The sequence below is a fragment of the Nocardia sp. NBC_00565 genome (assembly GCF_036345915.1).
In the GTDB taxonomy this organism is placed as follows: Bacteria; Actinomycetota; Actinomycetes; order Mycobacteriales; family Mycobacteriaceae; genus Nocardia.
In genome coordinates, this window is record NZ_CP107785.1 from 3,977,944 (window position 1) to 3,998,761 (window position 20,818).

Below are 20,818 nucleotides of genomic sequence, written 5' to 3' on the forward strand. Positions count from 1 at the left end.
ACACTTCGGTGACCGGCGGCCTCGATCATCGCTCCCGCACGCCCGTGCGCGACGGTCCTCGGTCAGTAATCGCGACCGGTGAGCCCGCGATAGATGAAGCGGGTCAGGCCCTCGATCGCCTGCTCATCGGTCAACTCGACCGTGCCGTCCTCGACCTGCACCAGCATGCTCTGGGTCATCGAGTACATCATCGCCACACTCGCGTCGACGGTGCTCGGCGGATGTAACCCCTGATCGGCGAACCCGTCGAAATGGTCGAGGACATCCGCCCGCTGCGCGATGCCGAACTCTCCGAGCATCCTGGCGAATTCTGGGCTGACGAGCGCCGCCTGGCTCATCGCGCGCAGCTCCGAGGTGTGCTCGCGGGCGAATTTCCAGTATCCGGCCACGTGGTAGCGCACACCTTCGGGATCGCTGAAATCCGCGATGTGACTCGGATCTTCGGCGCGCTGATCCCCCGCCGCCGCCATATCCTTCAGCAGCGCCTGGAGCAGCTCTTCCTTGCTCGCGAAGTGGTTGTAGAACGATCCGGCCGCCCGGCCCGCGGCCGTGGTGATGTCGGTGATCTTGGTATTCAGATACCCCCGCTCGGCGAATAGTCGCAGCGCGGCGGCCTTCAGCGCCTGTTCGGTTTCTGCGGATTTCTCCCGGCGACTCAGCGACATCGACATCACCTCCTTGACAACGAAAGGTACCAACCCAAATACTGAACTAATATTCAGTGAAAAACAATTCAGTTTGGAGCTCACCATGCACCCCCAGGTACTCATCGCAGGCGCCGGCCCCACCGGCCTGACCCTCGCCCTCGATCTGGCCCGCCGCGACATCCCGGTGCGCATCATCGATCAGGCCACCGAATTCTTCCCCGGTTCGCGCGGCGACGGCATCCAGCCGCGCACCCTCGAGGTCTTCGAGGATCTCGGCGTATTGGACGCGGTGCTCACGGCCGGATCGCCGACACCGGTGATGCGCGCGTACTTCGGCGGTGAATTCGCCGGCCAGCGGCGGATGGCCGATCCGGTCGAGCCGACGCCCGCGATCCCCTACCCCAATCTCTGGGTGCTCGGCCAGTCGCGGACCGAGGCGATCCTGCGCGACCGGCGTCCCCACTGCCCGGCGGCAGCCAGTTCCAGCTCGCAGCGCCGCTGAAGGGTGATGCCGAACCGTCGCTCGCGGTGCTGCAGGAGTTCATCGATCGCTACGCCGGAAATCCGGATATCGTGCTCACCGATCTCACCTGGGCCACGGTGTGGCGGCCGAATATCCGCCTGGCACAACGCTTCCGGGAGGGTCGCGGCTTCCTGGCCGGTGACGCCGCGCACGTGCATCCGCCCACCGGCGGACAGGGCCTGAACACCGGCATCCAGGATGCCTACAACCTCGGCTGGAAGCTCGCCGCCGCCGTCGCGGGCGACGAATCACTGTTGGACAGTTACGAATCCGAGCGCCGGACGGTGGCCGCTCGCGTGCTCGGCATCAGCACCGAACTGCTGGACAAGTTGGTCGACGGTGACGAGGACGCGATGCAGCGCGGCGAGGAAACCCGGCAATTGGACATCAGCTACCGCGATCCGGCGAATCGAGGCGCACTCGTCGCGGGCGATCGCGCCCCCGACGCACCACTCAAAGATGATGCGGGACAGCCGATTCGACTCTTCGACCTGTTCCGCGGCCCGCATGCCACGCTGCTGTCGTTCGGCGAAACCAGCATTCAGCCGGAATCGGGCGAGCGGTCGTACACGGTGATCCGCCCGGGCCAGCAGGCGACCGGCCGCTATGTGGTGGATGTGGACGGACACGCCTTCACCGCCTACCACGCGGTCAACGGCACGGTCGTTCGAATTCGCCCCGACGGCTACCTCGCCGACCACCGCTGACCCGCGTGGGCGGGCTGGGCGCGACTAGCCGAAGAAGCTGCCGATCGTGTCCCAGCCGAGCACCGAGTCCACGGCGAGCCCGCAGAACACCACGGCCAGATAGTTGTTGGACTGCAGGAACAGTCGCAGCGGTTTCACCGATTCACCGCGCCGCACACCGGAGTACAGCTGGTGCGCCATGAGCAGGAACCATGCTCCGGCCACCAGCGCGACGGCCGCGTAGACCACACCGGTCGCGGGGGCCAACGCGAGCGTGGTGAGCACGGTGAGCCAGGTGTAGATCACGATCTGTTTGGTAACGACCTGTTCGGTGGCGACCACCGGCAGCATCGGCACCCCGGCCGCGCGGTAGTCCTCCTTGTAGCGCATGGCCAGCGCCCAGGTGTGCGGCGGCGTCCAGAAGAAGATGACGCCGAACAGTGCGATCGCGGGCCAGCCGATGGTGCCGGTCACCGCCGACCAGCCGACCAGGGCGGGCATGCATCCGGCGGCGCCGCCCCACACCACATTCTGCGAGGTGCGGCGTTTGAGGCCGAGGGTGTAGACAAAGACGTAGAAGAGAATCGTCGCGACCACCAGCACACCGCTGAGCAGATTCGCCTGCCACCACAGCCAGGCGAACGAGCCGATGCCGAGCACCACACCGAAGACGAAGGCATGCGAGGTGGGCACGGCCTCCCGGGCCAGCGGCCGCTTCGCGGTCCGCTTCATCACCTTGTCGATATCGGCGTCGGCGACACAGTTGAGTGTGTTCGCGCTCGCGGCGCCCATCCAGCCACCGAACAGGGTCGCCAGGATCAGGCGGAGATCGGCGTGGCCGCGGTCGGCCAGCAGCATCGTCGGAATCGTCGCGACGAGCAACAGTTCGATGACGCGCGGCTTGGTCAGCGCGATATAGGCGAGTGGTCGCCGCAGTAGTCGGGACAGCAGGCCATCGCCGGTCAACCGGTCGGCCAGCGCCGTCGCGGAGGAGCCGTGTGCGCCATTGCCACCCGGCTGTTGCCCAATCCGCACTGTCTCTCCTCGCACGCTGTGCATCGCATCCGGCCTGGAACAGCAGCGCGCTATCCCCTGCTCGTGCTGGTGCGGCGCGGCTACTACTACAGACGATGGTAGACCCAGCCCCACAGCGTTGTTTCCATAGCCCCTCGCTCCGGCACACCGTAGAAGCGATTCGACAGCACCGCCGCGACCGGTCGGTACCCGGGCACGCATCGGTCACCTCACGGTCTGCGGCGGGAAACGAACAGCGACACGTAACCGGAGTAAGCCGGGTTCCTCACATGCCGGTCATCGGGCACATCTAGGGTGGTTGGGGTAACCCGGTTCGCACTCCACCGCTGCCGTGCGTGCATCTGAAGCCACCGTCGACGAAACCAATGTCAGGAGAACCTCGGTCGTGTCAGTCACCGACGACATCCGCGCCCTCACTCAGCCGACCCACCCGGACGACTGGACGGATCTGGACACCAAGGCCGTCGACACCGTCCGTGTCCTAGCCGCCGACGCGGTGCAGAACACCGGGAACGGCCACCCCGGCACCGCGATGAGCCTGGCGCCGCTGGCCTACGCGCTCTACCAGCGCGCCATGCGCCTCGACCCGAGCGACCCGAGCTGGGTCGGCCGGGACCGCTTCGTGCTGTCCTGTGGTCACTCCAGCGTGACCCAGTACATCCAGCTCTACCTGGCCGGTTTCGGCCTGGAACTCGATGATCTGAAGAACCTGCGCAAGTGGGGCTCACTCACCCCGGGCCACCCCGAATTCCGGCACACCGACGGCGTCGAGATCACCACCGGCCCGCTGGGTCAGGGTCTGGCCTCCGCGGTCGGCATGGCGATGGCGGCGCGACGCGAGCGCGGTCTGTTCGACCCGGACGCCGCCCCGGGCACCAGCCCGTTCGACCACTTCATCTATGTGATCGCCTCCGATGGTGACATGGAGGAGGGCGTCACCTCCGAGGCGTCCTCGCTCGCGGGCACCCAGCAGCTCGGCAACCTGGTCGTGATCTACGACGACAACAAGATCTCCATCGAGGACGACACCACCATCGCCTTCACCGAGGATGTCGCCGCGCGCTACGAGGCCTACGGCTGGCACGTGCAGACCGTCGAGGGCGGCGAGGACGTGGTGGCGATCGAGAACGCGATCGCGGCGGCCAAGGCGCAGACGGACAAGCCGTCGATCATCGTGCTGCGCACCATCATCGGCTACCCGGCACCGACCAAGATGAACACCGGTGCCGCGCACGGTGCCGCGCTCGGCGCGGACGAGGTGGCCGCCACCAAGAAGATCCTCGGCTTCGACCCGGAACAGAGCTTCCAGGTCGACGGCGCCGTTATCGCACACACCCGCAAGGTCATCGAGCGCGGGCAGGCGGCGCATAAGGAATGGCAGCAGCAGTTCGACGCGTGGGCGGCCGCCAACCCGGAGAACAAGGCACTGTTCGATCGCCTCGCCAAGCGCGACCTGCCCGCGGGCTGGACCGCGAATCTGCCCACCTACGAGGCGGATCCGAAGGGTATGGCCACCCGCAAGGCCTCCGGCAAGGTGCTCGCCGCACTCGCGCCGGTGCTGCCCGAGCTGTGGGGCGGTTCGGCCGACCTCGCCGAATCCAACAACACCACCATGCCGGACACACCGAGCTTCGGACCGGAGTCCATCTCGACCGGTATGTGGAAGGCCAACCCGTACGGCCGCACCCTGCACTTCGGTGTGCGCGAGCACGCCATGGGTTCGATCCTCAACGGCATCGCCCTGCACGGCCCGACCCGCCCGTACGGCGGCACCTTCCTCGTCTTCTCCGACTACATGCGCCCCGCGGTGCGCTTGGCCGCGCTGATGCGGATCCCGGCGATCTACGTCTGGACGCACGACTCCATCGGCCTCGGCGAGGACGGCCCGACCCATCAGCCGATCGAGCACCTGGCCGCGCTGCGCGCCATTCCCGGTCTCAATGTGGTCCGCCCCGGCGACGCCAACGAGACCACGTACGCGTGGCGCACCATCCTCGAGCGCGACAGCAGCGAGCACACCTCGCACTTCTCGGTCTCCGAGCCCGCGCACCAGGACGGCCCGTCGGCGCTCGCGCTGACCCGCCAGGATCTGCCGATCCAGGAGGGCACCAGCTACGAAGGTGTCAAGAAGGGCGGCTACGTGCTGGCCGAGGCCTCGACCGGCACCCCGCAGGTGATCCTGATCGCCACCGGTTCCGAGCTCCAGCTCGCCGTCGACGCCCGCACTACGCTGGAGGCGCAGGGCATCGGCACCCGGGTGGTCTCGATGCCGTGTGTGGAGTGGTTCGACGCGCAGGACAAGGCTTATCGGGACGAGGTGCTGCCCCCCGCAGTCGCCGCCCGGGTGGCCGTCGAGGCAGGTATCGCGATGCCGTGGCACCGGTTCACCGGTGATGCGGGCGAGATCGTGTCGATCGAGCACTTCGGCGCCTCCGCTGATTTCAAGACGCTGTTCCGTGAGTTCGGCATCACCGCCGAAGCCGTTGTCGCTGCCGCGCAGCGCACGCTGGAAAACGTGAAGGGATAAGAGGCCATGGCACAGAACGAAAATCTCGCCGCCCTGTCGGCCGCGGGTGTCTCGGTGTGGCTCGATGATCTGTCGCGGGACCGGATCCAGTCCGGCAACCTGGCCGAACTCATCGCAACCCGCGGCGTCGTCGGCGTCACCACCAATCCGACCATCTTCCAGGGCGCCCTGAGCCAGGGGCACGCCTATGACGGGCAAGTGAAAGAGCTTGCCGCCCAAGGCGCGGACGTGGATTCGGCGATCCGCACCATCACCACCGACGATGTCCGCGCCGCGTGCGACGTACTCGCCGGGGTGTACGAGGCCTCCAACGGTGTCGACGGCCGGGTCTCCATCGAGGTCGACCCGCGCCTGGCCTTCGACGCCGACCAGACCGTCGCCCAGGCCATCGACCTGTGGAAGACGGTGGACCGGCCCAACCTGTTCATCAAGATTCCGGCCACCGAGGCGGGCCTGCCCGCGATCACCCGGGTGATCGCGGAGGGCATCAGCGTGAACGTCACGCTGATCTTCTCGGTCGAGCGCTACCGCCAGGTGATGGGCTCGTACCTGGACGGTCTGCGCAACGCCAAGGGCGCCAGCCACGATCTGGCCAAGATCCATTCGGTCGCTTCGTTCTTCGTCTCCCGCGTGGACACCGAGATCGACAAGCGGCTCGAGGCCATCGGCACCCCCGAGGCGCTGGCGCTGCGCGGACAGGCGGGCGTCGCGAACGCGCGCCTGGCCTACGCCGAGTACCAGGACGTCTTCGACGGCGGCGCGCACACCTCCACCTACGCGCACCTCGGTGCCGCCGGCGCGAATCGCCAACGGCCGCTGTGGGCTTCGACCGGCGTGAAGAATCCGGAGTACTCCGACACCCTCTACGTCACCGAGCTGGTGGCGAAGAATACGGTGAACACGCTGCCGGAGAAGACCCTCGAGGCCGTCGCCGATCACGGCGAGATCCGTGGCGACACCATGAGCGGCACCGCCGCGGCCGCGCAGGAGGTCTTCGACAAGCTCACCGCGGTCGGCATCGACCTCGACGACGTATTCGACGTACTCGAGCGCGAGGGTGTGGAAAAGTTCGAAAAGTCCTGGGAGGAGCTGCTTTCCGCCACTACGGCAGAACTCGCTGCATCTGATTCGGCCGCTGCGGGGACCTCCGTGGCCACGCAAGCTACCTCCTCCGGGCCTGACGCACCGGCCGGGACCGGGAGCAACTGACCCGATGGCCGGGACACAGACGAATACCTGGAAGAACCCGCTCCGTGACGAGCGGGACAAGCGGGTCCCGCGCATCGCGGGACCGTGCAGCTTGGTGATCTTCGGTGTCACCGGCGATCTTTCCCGGAAGAAGCTGATGCCCGCCATCTACGACCTGGCGAACCGGGGGCTGCTGCCCCCGGGTTTCGCGCTGGTCGGCTTCGCCCGCCGTGACTACGCGGACGAGGATTTCGCGAAGGTCGTGCTCGAAGCGGTGCAGGCGCACGCCCGCACGCCTTTCCGCCAGGAGGTCTGGGACCACCTGGCCGAGGGCATCCGCTTCGTACAGGGCTCCTTCGATGACGACAGCGCCTTCGCCAAACTCGCCGACACGCTGGCGCGGCTGGACAAGGATCGCGGCACCGGCGGCAATCACGCCTTCTACCTGTCGATTCCGCCGAATATGTTCCCGGTGGTGCTCGATCAGCTCTCCGAGCACAAGCTGGCCCAGCCGACGACCACCGACGCCGAGGGCCGCAAGCCGTGGCGCCGGGTGGTGATCGAAAAGCCCTTCGGACACGATCTGGACAGCGCGGTCGAACTCAATGCGCTGGTCAACCGGGTATTCCCGGAGGAGACGGTGTTCCGCATCGATCACTATCTCGGTAAGGAGACGGTGCAGAACATCCTGGCGCTGCGCTTCGCCAACCAGCTCTACGATCCGATCTGGAACGCCAATTACGTCGATCACGTCCAGATCACCATGGCCGAGGACATCGGATTGGGCGGTCGCGCGGGCTATTACGACGGCATCGGCGCGGCCCGCGACGTCATCCAGAACCATCTGCTGCAGCTGCTCGCGCTGACCGCGATGGAGGAGCCGATCAGCTTCGAGCCCAAGCAGTTGCAGGCCGAGAAGATCAAGGTGCTATCGGCGACCAAACTCGTTGAGCCCCTCGATGAGACCACCGCGCGCGGACAGTACGCGGAAGGTTGGCAGGGCGGCGAACATGTGGTCGGGCTGCTCGACGAGGAGGGTTTCGATCCGCAGTCGCGCACCGAGACCTACGCGGCGATCACCATGGAGGTCGACACTCGGCGTTGGGCGGGTGTGCCGTTCTATCTGCGCACCGGAAAACGCTTGGGCCGCAGGGTGACCGAGATCGCGGTGGTGTTCAAGCGGGCGCCGCATCTGCCGTTCGACAATACGATGACCGAGGATCTCGGCCAGAACGCCCTGGTCATCCGGGTGCAGCCCGATGAGGGCATCACCACGCGATTCGGTTCGAAGGTGCCCGGGTCGAGTATGGAAGTGCGCGACGTCAATATGGATTTCAGCTACGGCGAGTCGTTCACCGAATCCTCTCCCGAGGCCTACGAACGCCTGATCCTCGACGTACTGCTCGGGGTGCCGTCGCTGTTCCCGGTGAACGCGGAGGTCGAATTGTCCTGGCGCATATTGGATCCGGTCCTCGACCACTGGGCGAGCGACGGTAAGCCCGAGCCATACGAGGCGGGTACCTGGGGTCCGGCCTCGGCCGATGAAATGCTGGCCCGCACCGGGCGCGAATGGCGGCGGCCATGATCGTCGACATGCCGGAGACCACCACCGCAGAAGTCACCAAACGCCTGGTGCGGCTTCGGGAGAGCAACGGCGTGATCACCATGGGCCGGGTGCTGACCCTGGTCGTGTGCACGCTGGACAGCTCCGAGGCCGAGGACGCCATCGACGCCGCCAACGACGCCAGCCGCGAACATCCCTGTCGGGTGGTCGTGCTGGCGCGTGGCGACCGGGATGCGCAGACGCGGCTGGACGCGCAGATCCGCGTCGGCGGCGATGCGGGCGCGGCCGAGGTGATAGTGCTGCGGCTGCAGGGTGATCTGATCAACCACGAGAGCAGCGTCGTCATCCCGTTCCTGCTCCCCGATACACCCGTGGTCGCTTGGTGGCCCCGCGGCGCTCCGGAGTTCCCGTCCAAGGATTCGGTGGGGCGCTTGGCGACTCGTCGCATCACCGACGCCACCTTCGCGGCCGATCCGCAGGCGACGATCAAGAAGCGGCTCGGCAGCTACGCCTCCGGCGATACCGATCTGGCGTGGAGTCGGATCACCTACTGGCGGGCGTTGCTCGCGGCGGCCATAGACGAGCCACCGTTCGAGCCGGTCGATTCGGTGATCGTCTCCGGACTGCGCGACGAACCCGCGCTGGATATGCTCGCCGGTTGGCTGGCCGCCCGGCTCGACTGTCCGGTGCGTCGCCGTTCGGGGGCGCTGCGGGTGGAGGTGCATCGCCCGACGGCGTCGGTCGCGATCGAGCGACCGCAGACCGGCCGGACCGCGACCCTGACCCGCACCGGCGACCCGGATCAGCGAATCGCCCTGGCGCGCCGGGAAACTCGCGACTGCCTCGCCGAAGAACTGCGGCGGCTGGATGCCGACGAGATCTATGCCGAGGCACTCGCCGGAATCGAGAAGGTGACCTATGAGTGAGCGCGGCGATTTCCCCGCGAACACCGTCGAGGTGCACGACGATACCGATGCGCTGATCGCCGCGGCGGCGGCGCGATTCGTCGAGGTCGTGGTGGCGGCGCAGGCGGCGCGCGGGTCCGCGTCGGTCGTAGTGACCGGCGGCGGAACCGGGATCGGACTGTTGGAACTGGTGCGCAAATCGCCCGGGGATATCGACTGGTCGACGGTCGATGTGTTCTGGGGTGACGAGCGGTTCGTGCCCGCGGGAGATGCCGAGCGCAATGATCTGCAGGCGCGGCAGGCACTGTTGGACCATGTGCCGGTGGATCCGTCGCGAGTGCATGCGGTCGCGACGTCCGACGGTGAATATCCGGATCCGGTCGAGGCGGCGGCGGAATACTCCGCGGCGGTGCACGCGTACCTCGCCGAGCACGGAGCTTTCGATCTGCACCTGCTCGGTATGGGTGGCGAGGGGCATGTGAATTCACTGTTCCCGCATACCGATGCGGTTCGCGAACAGCACGAACTCGTTGTCGCCGTACCGGATTCGCCGAAGCCGCCGCCCGTGCGGGTCACGCTGACGCTGCCCGCCGTACGTCGCTCTCGACATGTTGTGTTGGTTGTCGGCGGTGCCGCCAAAGCCGAGGCCGTCGCCGCGGCGCTCGCCGGTGCGGATCCGGTCGATATCCCGGCCGCGGGTGCCGCCGGGATCGACTCCACCACTTGGCTACTGGACCGCGCCGCGGCCGCCGCGTTGTCCTGACGCCGCGGCCGTGTGTTCTGCTAGGTCAGTAAGTGCTGGACGGTTCCGCCCAGGACCAGTTCGCGGACCTGCGGGGAGCGGGTGGCTCGTTCGACGGTGAGGCGGGCGATCACCGGGTCGCCGTAGGGCGCGTCCGAGCCGAAGAGAGTGCGCTCGGGAATTTCGGCGATGGCCAGGCGGACCGCGAAAACGATACTGGCGGTGGAGAGTTCGAGATACATGTTCGGGGTGTCACGTACGAGTTCGATCGCGTCCATCCAGTGCGCGCCGCCGAGTTGGGATACCACCAGGGGCACGCGCGGGTAGCGTCGCGCCAAGTCGGCCAGGGTCTGCAGATCGGATGCGGTCGTCGGCGCGGCACCGTGGACGACGACGGGCAGCCCATCGTGGTCGGTGGCGGCGCGGAGTACCGGCTCGATGAGTGCGGCCCGGTCGGGTGGCGGAGTCAGCTCGCCGATACCGCGCAGGCCTCGGCCGGCCACGTCGCGGTCGACCAGGCCAGCCACATCGGGTGCGTCGAGCGGCACCGAGGCGAAGCCGATGAATCGGTCCGGGTACGCGGTGAGTGCCGCGTCGAGTTCGCGTCGAGCGGTTTCGCGACCGAGGTGACCGCCCCCAGCGAGCGCTTGCCGCAGCCGGTCCATCTCCTTGCGCAGTTCGCTGAGATCTCGGGCCCGCTCGGGATGTGGTCGGGTCATGAAGAGCACGGTCTTGTCCACGCCCGCCTCATCCAGTAGCGCGATGTGGTCTTCGAGTGGGTCGTGCACGTGGCTGTGTGCGTCGATGATCAACGGTTCTCCTCAGGAATCGGGTGACGTCGGCGAGTGTTGATCCCTGACACCATGGGAAGGTCAAGTCGTGCTGATCGGTGAACTGGCGGGCCGTACCCGCACCAGCGAGCGGCTGCTGCGGTATTACGAGCGTGTCGGCCTGCTCGCGGCCGACCGCCGCCACAACGGATACCGCGAGTACGCCGACGACGCCGAGCAACGGGTCACGCAAATCCGCGCACTGCTCGCCGCAGGCCTGTCCACGAGGGTGATCAAGCAGTTGCTCCCGTGTACCCGCGACGGCGGTGCGCTACGGGCCTGCCCAGGCGTGCTGCCTGCGCTACATGATCGACTGGCCGAACTGGACCGCCGCGCGGCCGAACTGGATGCCGCCCGCGATCTGTTGCGGCGCACGATCGCCGAGACCGAGCAGTCGGGCGCAGCGCCACATAGGTCACGCTGATCCACGCGACCCCTCAACGCCGTGCAAGGCGCGCCCATCTCGCGCCGCCGCAGCGCCGATATGCCGCTGATAAAGCGACCGCCGCTATCGCCTCTCGCCGCCTCAGCGGGAATGCGCACCTACATCGGAGATATCCGACAAATCAGCCATTCGGGCCGGGTGATACTCGGAGAAGTTCCTTGCGGACGCTGCGATGATCAAAATAGTTACAGAATGGGGTGCCGGGAGGGGTGCACGTCGGAGATGATCGCACGGTGAGCGAACAGCGAGTCGACCTTGATGAGCGGTTTCGTGCCGAGATATCGGCGCTGACGCCGCAACCGAGCCGTCCCGTCGAGCAGCCGGCCGAGACGGGCAGACTGACCGGGCCACAGTGTCTGGAACTGTTCGAATCACAGGCGACGAGTAGGCATCTCGACCTCGCGGCGCGGCGGTTGGGCAGCGCGAAACGCGGCTACTACAGCATCGGGTCCTCCGGCCACGAGGGTAATGCGGCGGTCGCGGCAGCCTTGCGCCCGACCGATCCGGCGCTGCTGCACTATCGCTCCGGTGCGTTCTTCGTGCACCGGGCCAGGCAGGTGCCCGGTCTGGACCCGATCCGGGATGTGCTGCTCGGGGTTGTCGCCGCGGCCGCCGATCCGATCTCCGGCGGCAGACACAAGGTTTTCGGCAGCAAACCGGCCGCGGTGATCCCGCAGACCTCCACCATCGCCTCGCATCTGCCGCGCGCGGTCGGACTCGCGTTCGCGATCGAACGCGCGGCACGCCTCGGCCTCGCCTGCGAATGGCCGTCGGATTCGGTGGTGCTCTGCAGTTTCGGCGATGCCTCGGCCAACCACTCCACCGCCGCCGGCGCCATCAACGCCGCGATTCATACTGCACACCAAGGGGTTTCGCTGCCGCTGCTGTTCGTCTGCGAGGACAACGGAATCGGCATCAGCGTCCCGACACCACCGGATTGGATCGAACAGGCTTACGGCATCCGCGTCGGCCTGCAGTACTTCGACGCGGACGGTTGCGATCTCCTCGACGCCGCGCTGACCGCTGCCGAAGCCGCCGACTGGGTGCGCGAGCACCGCAAACCCGCCTTCCTGCACCTGCGCACCGTCCGCCTCATGGGCCACGCCGGATCCGATGTCGAATCCGCCTACCGCCGCCCCACCGATATCACCGCAGACCTGCTCCGCGACCCGGTAACCGCGACCGCTCGATTCCTGGTCGCCAAGGGCGTGGCCACTCCGGCCGAAGTCCTGGACCGCTACGACGATATCGGCGCACGGGTCACCGCAATGGCCGAATTGGTGTGGCGTGAACCGAAATTGAACTCCGCCACGGCGGTCGTCGCACCCTTGGCACCGCTGCACCCAGACTTGGTGCAGGCTGATGTCCTCCGTCGAAAGTCACTCGAGGCTGACAACACTGGCGCTCCTTACAGCACGGAAGCTGTTGCGGCAAGCGGTGATCCGGTGACATTGGCGCAGGCGATCAATCAAACGCTGGCGAGCCTGCTCACTCGGGACGCGGACGTGCTCGTATTCGGTGAGGATGTCGGGCGCAAGGGCGGCGTGTACGGCGTCACCAAGGGTCTGCAGAGGCAGTTCGGGACGCGGCGCGTCTTCGATACGCTGCTCGACGAACAGAGCGTGCTGGGAACGGCTTTGGGAGCCGGGCTCGCGGGATTCGTACCGATTCCGGAGATCCAGTATCTCGCCTACGTGCACAATGCCGCCGACCAACTGCGCGGGGAAGCCGCGACATTGTCGTACTTCTCCCATGGGCGATATCAGAATCCGATGGTCGTCCGCATCGCCGGATATGCCTACCAGAAGGGTTTCGGCGGCCACTTCCACAATGACAATTCCATTGCGGCATTGCGCGATATCCCAAGTCTGGTCGTCGCCTCCCCCGCGCGCGCCGATGATGCCGCCGCCATGCTCCGCACCTGTGTCTCCGCCGCCCGCGTCGACGGCCGGGTCTGCGTCTATTTGGAGCCCATCGCCCTCTACCACACCCGTGACCTGCACCACCCCGGCGACAATGCTTGGCTCGCAACGACTTCCGATACCGACCACATCGCGATCGGCCGCGCCCGCGTCTACGGCGACGGCAATGACCTCACCATCGTCACCTTCGCCAACGGCGTCCCCATGAGCTTGCGTGCGGCACAACGCCTCTCGGACCAAGGCATCCGCGCCCGCGTCCTCGACCTGCGCTGGCTCGCCCCACTCCCCCTCGACGACCTCCTGCACCACGCGCGCGCTACCGGTCGCGTCCTCATCGCCGACGAAACCCGCCACAGCGGCGGCGTCTCCGAATCTCTCTGCGCCGCCCTTATCGACGCGGGCTTCGACGGCCGCATCACTCGCGTAACCAGCCGAGACTCCTTCATCCCCCTCGGCCCCGCCGCCGACACCGTCCTCCTGCACGAGTCCCACATAGAATCCGCCGCGGCCGAACTCCTCGCAAACCGCTGACCAGCCCCGCAAACGCTCCGGTCGCGCCATCGGATCCGACACGCCGAAGCCGACTTCTGGTGAATCGGATTCGGCGGCGCGCTGCGGGAAATACAGTAGAACGGACGGTGACCAGCGGCGGAAGGGCACGCGATGACCACGATGTCCATGCTCGGCGAGGTACGGCCCGAACACCATCGGGCGATCGATCAGGATCTAGTGCTGTTGCACTACCTGCGCTCCTTCCGCATGCCCGTGCTCGACGTGTGGTCCGCCTGCGCCGAACGCCGTCAGCTGGATCGCTGGTTCGGCAAGGTATCCGGCGGCAACGGCAATCTGACCATCGAACCGATCGACGGTCCGGTCCCCGGCCCCATCGCGATCCGCGTCGATGACTGCCGCGCTCCACACGATCTGGTCATCCACATCGATGGCGGCATCCTCGAACTGCATATGACCCAGGTCGGCGTCATCACGAACGTCGAACTGATCCGCCGCCACATCTGCCCGGCCGACGCGTGCTCGGTAGGTCCGCGCTGGCAGTACCTCCTGGACCGGCTCACCGCCTACCTGGACAACCGGCCGCTCCCCACCTGGGCCGACTACCCCGAACTCACCAACGAATACCGCTGACCTGGGATCCTTCCGCCCCCTTGGTCGGGCCGGCTGTCGAGCACTGGGCTAAGCGACGACGTTCGCGGAGTTCGGGACCAGGTCACGGAGATGATCCGTGATCAACGCGTTGACCTCGTTCGTCCGTTCCAACTGGACGAGATGGCCCGCGTCCGCGACCTTGGTGACGGCGCGCAGATCCGGGACATTATCGCGGAGCGTGGCGAGGGGATCACGGCCGCTGAAGCCTTCCATATCCGGATCGCGGTCGCCGTAGAGGAAGTAGGTCGGGACGTCGATCTTGGCATCGGCGAATTCGGCGGTCAGTTCCCAGTTCCGATCAAGGGCCCGATACCAATTGAGACCGCCGGTGACGCCGGTCCGCTCGAAATCCTGGGCGAGGGTGTCGAATTCGGCGATGGACAGCCACCGCCACGGCAGCAGCGGGGCTTCCGGAAGGACGTCCAGGTAGCCGGTCCCTTCGGCGGGGAACCGCCAGGTATCGAGGTAGTGGTAGTCGGCACTGAGGGAGAAGTAGACCCGCGCCAGAAATTCCCTGGTGCGGCCCCCGAGTTCAGCGTCGGCGAGGCCCGGCTTCTGAAAGTAGTCCAAATGCAGGAAATGTCGTTCGGCGGCTTTGGCCCACAGCTGTGACGGCGGGCGAGGTGGCCGCGGGGCAAACGGGTTGTTGAGCACGATGACCCCACTCACCCGCTCCGGGGCGCGCAGCGCCAGCTCCCAGACCAGAGCGGCGCCGAAGTCCAGACCCACGAAGACCGCCTGATCGGCGCCGATGTCATCGAGCAGACCCAGCAGGTCACCGATGACGGCGCGGTTGGTGTAGCCCTCGATATCGGCGGGAACGTCCGTACGCCCGTACCCGCGCAGATCGGGCGCGATGGCCCGGTAGCCGGCCGCGGCGACCGCCTCGAGCTGTCGATGCCACATGAACCAGGTGTGCGGGAAGCCGTGACAGAAGATCACCGGATGACCTTCGCCCTGTTCAGCGACATGCATACGAATGCCGTTGCCCGTCACGAACCGATGGGTGAACTCCACTACGGCCTCCAAACCCTAGAACGTGTTCTTATTTCACGGTAGTGTCCCAAAATCGTGAACGGAATACCTCAGGTTCTCGGCGGCCGGGTCGCCGTGGTGACCGGCGCGAGCCGCGGCATCGGTAAGGGCATCGCGCTGGAGCTGGGCGCCGCAGGCGCGACGGTGTACGTCACCGGACGGTCGGCCACACCGGGGCGCCTGCCCGGAACCGTGCACGCGACCGCCGCGGCGATCGATGGGCTCGGCGGTGTGGGAATTCCGTTCGTCTGCGACCATCGCGACGACGATGCGGTCGAGCGTCTCTTCGAGCGGATCCGCGCCGAGCACGGCCGACTGGACGTACTGGTGAACAACGTCTACAACTCCCCGGCCGCCGCACGCTGGCTCGGCAAACCGTTCTGGGAGGTGCCGCCGAAAGCCTGGGATGAGACGTTCGACGTGGGCGTCCGATCACATTACGCGGCCAGTGTTTTCGCCGCTCCCCTGTTGATCGAATCGGCTGGGCTGATCGCGAACATCTCCTCCCCCGGTTCGCAGCGCTACATGCACAACGCGGTATACGGCGTGGCGAAAACCGCGCTGGATCGGCTCACCGCCGATATGGCACACGATCTCGCCGACACCGGCGTCACCGTCGTCTCGCTCTGGCCCGGCATCGTCGATACCGAACTGCTGCAACTGGTTCCGCCGAATGCGCAGGGCCGCCGCCTGGTCACCCTCCCCGGCGAAGGCACCTATGACCTCGACGACGCCGAATCCCCGCGCTTCCCCGGCCGCGCCGTCGTCGCCCTGGCCGCCGATCCGGACCGTCGTACACGCACCGGATCAGCCTGGCGCATTGCCGATCTCGCCGAGGAATACGGCTTCACCGACGTCGACGGCCGCATCCCGCGCAACGACTGACGCCGATCGGCCCCACTCAGCGTCGACGATACGGGCGCCACCGCCCCCTGCGCACGACCTACTCACGCGACGCTGAGAAAGCGCTGAACCGATCGCAACGGCGCCGGTTTCACCCGCCACGTCAGGTAGATATGCGATCGCGGCGCATCCACGATATCGACATACACCACACCGGGGTGCGGCGCACGAGTGCGGGCCAGCACGGGCACGATGCCGATACCCCGTTCCGCCGCAACGAGTTCGATCCATTCGTCGAAATTCGTGCAGGTGATGACGGTGCGGTTCGGGTCGGGCCGATCCCATGATTCGGCAGTGGTAGTACCGGATACGGTATTGGCCACCAATGGATAATGCGCCAGATCAGCCCAATGCACCTCGACCGCGTCCGCCAACGGGGAATGCACCGACACCGCCAGTACCCGCCGCTCGGAACCGATCTCACGCGACTCGAGGTGGTGTGGCAGCCAGATATCGTTGCGGTGAATGGCGATATCGATCGACCGATCGTCGAGCGCGGCCATCGGATCCTCCACGCGGCGCAGCGAGATCCGGCCCCCGAGCGCCTCGTATCGAGTGCGAGTCGCGGTGAACCAGGCATCGGGCAGCAGCCAGGAGAATCCGACCTCGACCGTGGCGCGCCTGCGCAGATCCGCCTGGACGGAATCGATATCGCCGATGATGCGTCTGGCATGTTCGAGCAGTTCCAGGCCCTCCTCCGTCAACTCGAAGCGCCGCGACGTTCGTTCGATCAATCGGCATTCGACGAACCGTTCCAACTGCTGGATGGTTCGGGTCAGCGCGGGCTGGCTGAAGTGCAGGCGGGCCGCGGCGCGGGTGTAGTTCGTCTCCTCGCAGAGTGCGAGGTACGCCCGCAGGTGCCGCAGCTCGATATCCATGCGTCAAGCGTATACATCGTGCGCAGAAAGTATTTCATAGCGTCGACGGCGGACCGTACCGTCGGAGGTTGTGACCGCATCAGCACTGCTCGACACCGCGCGCCGCACCCTCGCACCGGCACTCGCCGCAGGTGCCGGCCTGGCCGGCGCGATGGGTGTCGGCCGCTTCGCCTACACCCCACTGCTGCCCGCCATGGTGGACGCGCACCGCATCGACGCTCACGATGGCGCGCTCATCGCCGCCGCCAACTACGCGGGCTACCTCGCGGGTGCCGTACTGCTGACGCGGCGACCGAACCTCAACAGTCGCACAGCATTTCGCGTTTCAGCCGGCATCCTGGTGGTCAGCGAGGCGCTGGTCGCGCTGCCCGGCCCGATCGTGCTGCCCGCACTGCTGCGATTGATCGCGGGCCTGGCCAGCGCGGTGTTGTTCGTCGGGTGCGCGGGCGCGATCGCCCGGCTCGGCGGCCAGGGGCACGGGGCGGGCATCGCCTTCGGCGGGGTCGGTTTCGGTATCGCCCTCACCGGGTTGGCGGCGCTGGCCGCGCGACCTGTGCTGCCCTGGCAGGGTCTGTGGCTCGGCGCCGCAGGACTGACCGCCGTGCTGCTACTTCCCGCCCTCCGACTCGATATCCACCCGGGCCGGCACAGCACCGGAGTAGTAGCCCTGGCTAAACGCTCGAGCACGGCTTGGCGCGCGCTGCTCATCGCGTACACCCTCGAGGGCGTCGGGTACATCGTGATCGGCACATTCCTCGTCGCCGCGGTCGGCGCGCACAATGCGGCGCTGGGCTCGGCGATGTGGGTGATAGTCGGCGTAGCGGCCGCGCCGGCGGTGCTGTGGAGTATGGCCGCGCGGCGCTGGACCCCCACGACCGCCATGGTCCTCGCGCTGCTCGCCCAATGCGCGGCAGCGGCGCTACTCGCCGGGTCGACGACGACATGGCCCGCGATCGTCGCTGCGGCGCTATTCGGCGGCACGTTCATGGGCATCACCATGCTCGCGATCCGACTCGGCACCGAGTTGACCGACCACCGGGCCGCGGCGACGCTCACCGCAGGCTACGGCGCCGGGCAGATGCTGGGTCCACTGCTGGTCGCGCCGGTTATCGGCGACGGCTATGCGGTGGCCTTCGGGATCGCGACCGTGGTGCTGGCGATGGCAACGGCAGCGGCCGTCGTCGTCGCTCGCGACGGCCAACTCAAGCGAACTTGATCTCCAGGCCGATGCCGAGGATGGCGATGAGCCAGATCAGACCGGTGAAGATGGTGATGCGGTCGAGGTTCTTCTCGACGACGGTCGAACCCGACAGGCTGGACTGCACGCCGCCACCAAACAAGCTGGACAGACCTCCACCCTTGGCGCGGTGCAGCAGCACCAGCAGCACCAGCAGCACGCTGGTGACGATCAGGAGGATATCCAGGAACATCCGCATGCCGGACAGTCTATGGGGGTACATCCGTACCTGCATAATCAGCCCAGCCGAACGCTTCCTAGGGCGGCTCCACCGCGACCAGGTGGGTGGTGGTGTCCGCGCCGATCATGAACTCCGCGACGGCGCGTTCCCGCAGTTGATCCTGGGCGGTGAGCCGCACCTGATGCTGATGCATGTGCTCGGACCAGGAACGCACCACGAACGCCTCGACATACCGGTCGAGGATCCCGACATCGCGATACAGCCGCCACTCCATCGCGCCGGTGCGCTGCATGGACCGTCCGACGAACACCATCGCCGCCAGGAATTCGTCGACTTTCTCCGGCGGCACATCGTAGGTGCGCAGTACCAGCACCGGTCCGTCCTCCGGATCCGGCTCGACCACGAGTTGCGGTTCGGGCCAGAAGGCGGTCGGGCTCAGGTCCAGTTCCTCCGCGTTGTGGCGGATCGGCAGCCACACCGAACTCAGCGCGGAACCGGCCAGCAGTACCGCGGCGGCGAGCAGCGCCGTCACCGAACTCACCGCGCCCGCGACCAGACCCCACACCAGCGATCCGATTGCCTGGCCGCCCATGAACACCAGCATGTACACCGAAAGCCCGCGCGCCCGCACCCAGGCCGGCAGCAGCAACTGCATGGTCGAATTCATCGTCGACATCGCCAGCAGCCACGCGAATCCAGCGCCGACCAGCAGCACCAGCACCACCGGCATGCTGTGCAGCACCGCCGCGCCTGCCGAGGCGATGCCGAACAGGATCGCGGCCGCGGTCAGTCGCTGAGTCGGTGTCAGCAGTGCCCGCACCCGCGACAGGCCGACGGCACCCAGCACCGCGCCGAGCCCGAGCGCACCGAGCAGCAGACCGTAACCGGATGAGGACTGCCCGAGTTCGTCACGCGCGATGACCGGCAGCAACGCCCACACCGCGCTCGCCGGAGCGATGAACAGGATCGAGCGCAGTAGCACCCGGCGGATCGCGGGCGCGGCGCGAATGAACCGGGTGCCCGCCTGCAGCGCCGCCAGCGGACGTTCGCTGGGCAGCTTCCGTTCCTTCGTCGGTCTGCGCCAGATGAGCAGCACCGCGACGATGCCGCCGAATGACACCGCGTTCAGCGCGAACACCAGCGTCGGCCCCGACAGTGAGACCAGCACACCCGCAATGGCGGGGCCGACCGCGCGCCCGATATTGATATTCATACTGCCCAACGCGGCGGCGGACGGAATCTGTTCGCGCGGAACGAGTTCGGGCTGAATCGCCTGCCAAGCGGGTGCGGTCAACGCTTGACCGCAGCCGAGCAGGAACAGCAACGTCAACAACACCCCCGGGGTGGTATGCCCGGTGGCCGTCGTCACCGCGAGCACCCCGGCCAGCACCGCCATAGCCGTCTGCGCGCCGAGCAACAGCCTGCGCCGATCCAGCAGATCCGCCAGCACCCCCGACGGAATCGACAGCAGCATCACCGGCAACGTGGTAGCGGTCTGCACAAACGCGACCAACGTCGCGGCATTCGGTTGATCGACCAGAATCCACTGTGCCCCCACCGTCTGCATCCAGGTCCCGAGATTCGACACCAGTTGCGCGATCCACAGCGCCCGATAGATCCGCGACCGCAACGGCGCCCAGGTGGATAGTGGAGTCGCAGCATCTGCAGTGGTCACGGCCCCGAGCATAACCACGGGAGCTGTACGAGCCGCTGGCGTGGGAGCCCCGGCCTGGGATGTGGTGGCAGCCAAACGTACACGAGGAGTGCGGTTTGCGAGGTCCCACTCGTGGAGCTGACGCTCTAGCAAGTCGGCTCGAAGCTGGGGACGGATACTGGGACGGTGCGAATGGCACTACTCCGACGCGGCGTACAGATGCTTTGCAACCACTGCCATTCGGCACTAGCAGCCATGTCGTCTACTGATATATATGGATTCTCATAAATAAACCCGCTGAAGCTACTCGATGGCACAGCTGAACGTGGAGCGCCACATGGCCAAGCGGACAGTGAACGATGCTGCGGGACAACGGTGTAGAGATCATGGCGCGGCGGGCAACTCCGTCGAGAATGAGCGTTCAGCGCGGGCGGAGTCCTCGGCATCATGGCCCACCGCATCCCACCCCGGCTCGACTATCGGGGCGGCATTGTGGGCCTGGACGGCCCTACTCGTCCCGATTGCGACCATCCGGGCTGCTGCCGGAGCAACCGCTTAGGAAGACGACATCCGGCTACAACGCTCGCAGTAACCCCGGGCCCGGCGGCTAACCCTGCGGGAACCGCTGGGCAGCATCGCGGGCGCGACCGGTGCGATCCTGCTGCGCGGCGCTTTCGGGTACGGCACCCGCAAGATCGTGCGCGCCGCCCTGCGCACCGACGCGAATCCCACACTGCGCGATCGTCAGTATG

General features: G+C 66.9%; 18 protein-coding genes and 1 pseudogene. 12 read left to right on the plus strand and 7 right to left on the minus strand.

Going from position 1 to position 20,818, the window contains the following annotated elements; translation table 11 throughout:
- Window positions 1-62: 62 nt before the first annotated feature.
- Window positions 63-665, minus strand: a complete 603-nt coding sequence (locus tag OG874_RS19080; RefSeq protein ID WP_330256477.1) for a TetR/AcrR family transcriptional regulator — start codon at window positions 663-665, stop codon at window positions 63-65.
- 85 nt (window positions 666-750) lie between these two features.
- Between OG874_RS19080 and OG874_RS19085 the strand changes: the two genes are divergently transcribed.
- On the plus strand, window positions 751-1,149 hold the full coding sequence (locus tag OG874_RS19085; RefSeq protein ID WP_330256478.1) for an FAD-dependent monooxygenase: 399 nt from the start codon (window positions 751-753) through the stop codon (window positions 1,147-1,149).
- 26 nt (window positions 1,150-1,175) lie between these two features.
- Window positions 1,176-1,877 carry an FAD-dependent monooxygenase gene (locus OG874_RS19090; protein ID WP_330256479.1) on the plus strand — a complete coding sequence of 234 codons (702 nt, stop codon included), beginning with the start codon at window positions 1,176-1,178 and terminating at the stop codon, window positions 1,875-1,877.
- Between the two features lie 24 nt (window positions 1,878-1,901).
- On the opposite strand, the gene OG874_RS19095 is transcribed toward OG874_RS19090, so the two are convergent.
- A complete protein-coding gene (locus tag OG874_RS19095) occupies window positions 1,902-2,891 on the minus strand; it encodes a heme o synthase (protein ID WP_330256480.1) in 990 nt (329 codons plus the stop codon).
- 385 nt (window positions 2,892-3,276) lie between these two features.
- On the opposite strand from OG874_RS19095, the gene tkt reads away from it, so the two are divergent.
- The 5 genes and pseudogenes from tkt to pgl all read left to right on the plus strand — a co-directional run bounded on the left by tkt (window position 3,277) and on the right by pgl (window position 9,838).
- A complete protein-coding gene (gene tkt / locus OG874_RS19100; RefSeq protein ID WP_330256481.1) occupies window positions 3,277-5,418 on the plus strand; it encodes a transketolase in 2,142 nt (713 codons plus the stop codon).
- Between the two features lie 6 nt (window positions 5,419-5,424).
- Window positions 5,425-6,543, plus strand: a pseudogene (tal, locus tag OG874_RS19105) (transaldolase); the annotation flags it as partial.
- Between the two features lie 88 nt (window positions 6,544-6,631).
- Window positions 6,632-8,191, plus strand: a complete 1,560-nt coding sequence (gene zwf / locus OG874_RS19110; RefSeq protein ID WP_330256482.1) for a glucose-6-phosphate dehydrogenase — start codon at window positions 6,632-6,634, stop codon at window positions 8,189-8,191.
- The gene (opcA, locus tag OG874_RS19115; protein ID WP_330256483.1) at window positions 8,188-9,096 is read left to right on the plus strand and encodes a glucose-6-phosphate dehydrogenase assembly protein OpcA; all 909 of its coding nucleotides are present in this window, start codon (window positions 8,188-8,190) and stop codon (window positions 9,094-9,096) included. Before zwf ends, opcA begins: the two co-directional genes overlap by 4 nt.
- Window positions 9,089-9,838, plus strand: a complete 750-nt coding sequence (gene pgl, locus OG874_RS19120) for a 6-phosphogluconolactonase (protein ID WP_330256484.1) — start codon at window positions 9,089-9,091, stop codon at window positions 9,836-9,838. Before opcA ends, pgl begins: the two co-directional genes overlap by 8 nt.
- Window positions 9,839-9,858: 20 nt before the next feature.
- Here the strand turns inward: pgl and OG874_RS19125 are convergent, their stop codons facing one another.
- Window positions 9,859-10,629: an amidohydrolase family protein gene (locus OG874_RS19125; protein ID WP_330256485.1), complete on the minus strand. Its 771-nt coding sequence runs from the start codon at window positions 10,627-10,629 to the stop codon at window positions 9,859-9,861.
- A gap of 67 nt (window positions 10,630-10,696) precedes the next feature.
- On the opposite strand from OG874_RS19125, the gene OG874_RS19130 reads away from it, so the two are divergent.
- From OG874_RS19130 to OG874_RS19140, 3 genes are all read left to right on the plus strand, one after another.
- Window positions 10,697-11,071 (plus strand): MerR family transcriptional regulator, encoded by a 375-nt coding sequence (locus OG874_RS19130; protein ID WP_330256486.1) that lies wholly within the window; start codon window positions 10,697-10,699, stop codon window positions 11,069-11,071.
- Between the two features lie 254 nt (window positions 11,072-11,325).
- Complete coding sequence (locus OG874_RS19135) at window positions 11,326-13,545, plus strand: thiamine pyrophosphate-dependent enzyme (RefSeq protein ID WP_330256487.1); 2,220 nt, start codon at window positions 11,326-11,328, stop codon at window positions 13,543-13,545.
- A gap of 132 nt (window positions 13,546-13,677) precedes the next feature.
- On the plus strand, window positions 13,678-14,157 hold the full coding sequence (locus OG874_RS19140) for a hypothetical protein (RefSeq protein ID WP_330256488.1): 480 nt from the start codon (window positions 13,678-13,680) through the stop codon (window positions 14,155-14,157).
- A 48-nt stretch (window positions 14,158-14,205) separates the two neighbouring features.
- Here the strand turns inward: OG874_RS19140 and OG874_RS19145 are convergent, their stop codons facing one another.
- A complete protein-coding gene (locus OG874_RS19145) occupies window positions 14,206-15,195 on the minus strand; it encodes an alpha/beta fold hydrolase (RefSeq protein ID WP_330256489.1) in 990 nt (329 codons plus the stop codon).
- Between the two features lie 54 nt (window positions 15,196-15,249).
- On the opposite strand from OG874_RS19145, the gene OG874_RS19150 reads away from it, so the two are divergent.
- Entirely contained in the window at window positions 15,250-16,098 is an 849-nt protein-coding gene (locus OG874_RS19150; protein ID WP_330256490.1) for an SDR family NAD(P)-dependent oxidoreductase, read from the plus strand.
- Between the two features lie 62 nt (window positions 16,099-16,160).
- On the opposite strand, the gene OG874_RS19155 is transcribed toward OG874_RS19150, so the two are convergent.
- Window positions 16,161-16,994 (minus strand): LysR family transcriptional regulator, encoded by an 834-nt coding sequence (locus tag OG874_RS19155; RefSeq protein WP_330256491.1) that lies wholly within the window; start codon window positions 16,992-16,994, stop codon window positions 16,161-16,163.
- Window positions 16,995-17,064: 70 nt separating this feature from the next.
- On the opposite strand from OG874_RS19155, the gene OG874_RS19160 reads away from it, so the two are divergent.
- Entirely contained in the window at window positions 17,065-18,210 is a 1,146-nt protein-coding gene (locus OG874_RS19160) for a YbfB/YjiJ family MFS transporter (protein ID WP_330256492.1), read from the plus strand.
- Here OG874_RS19160 and secG read toward each other — a convergent pair.
- Together secG and OG874_RS19170 are read right to left on the minus strand one after the other, a co-directional pair.
- A complete protein-coding gene (gene secG / locus OG874_RS19165; RefSeq protein WP_063043223.1) occupies window positions 18,197-18,430 on the minus strand; it encodes a preprotein translocase subunit SecG in 234 nt (77 codons plus the stop codon). The genes OG874_RS19160 and secG overlap by 14 nt on opposite strands.
- Window positions 18,431-18,488: 58 nt before the next feature.
- Entirely contained in the window at window positions 18,489-20,099 is a 1,611-nt protein-coding gene (locus OG874_RS19170; RefSeq protein ID WP_330257336.1) for an MFS transporter, read from the minus strand.
- Window positions 20,100-20,818: the final 719 nt, after the last annotated feature.

Excerpts from the sequence above, each read along its gene's own strand:
- OG874_RS19080 (WP_330256477.1), bottom strand. The coding sequence starts at position 665 with ATGTCGCTGAGTCGCCGGGAGAAATCCGCAGAAACCGAACAGGCGCTG.
- OG874_RS19140 (WP_330256488.1), top strand. The coding sequence starts at position 13,678 with ATGACCACGATGTCCATGCTCGGCGAGGTACGGCCCGAACACCATCGG.
- OG874_RS19085 (WP_330256478.1), top strand. The coding sequence starts at position 751 with ATGCACCCCCAGGTACTCATCGCAGGCGCCGGCCCCACCGGCCTGACC.
- secG (WP_063043223.1), bottom strand. The coding sequence starts at position 18,430 with ATGCGGATGTTCCTGGATATCCTCCTGATCGTCACCAGCGTGCTGCTG.
- opcA (WP_330256483.1), top strand. The coding sequence starts at position 8,188 with ATGATCGTCGACATGCCGGAGACCACCACCGCAGAAGTCACCAAACGC.
- OG874_RS19155 (WP_330256491.1), bottom strand. The coding sequence starts at position 16,994 with ATGGATATCGAGCTGCGGCACCTGCGGGCGTACCTCGCACTCTGCGAG.
- OG874_RS19170 (WP_330257336.1), bottom strand. The coding sequence starts at position 20,099 with ATGCTCGGGGCCGTGACCACTGCAGATGCTGCGACTCCACTATCCACC.
- pgl (WP_330256484.1), top strand. The coding sequence starts at position 9,089 with ATGAGTGAGCGCGGCGATTTCCCCGCGAACACCGTCGAGGTGCACGAC.
- zwf (WP_330256482.1), top strand. The coding sequence starts at position 6,632 with ATGGCCGGGACACAGACGAATACCTGGAAGAACCCGCTCCGTGACGAG.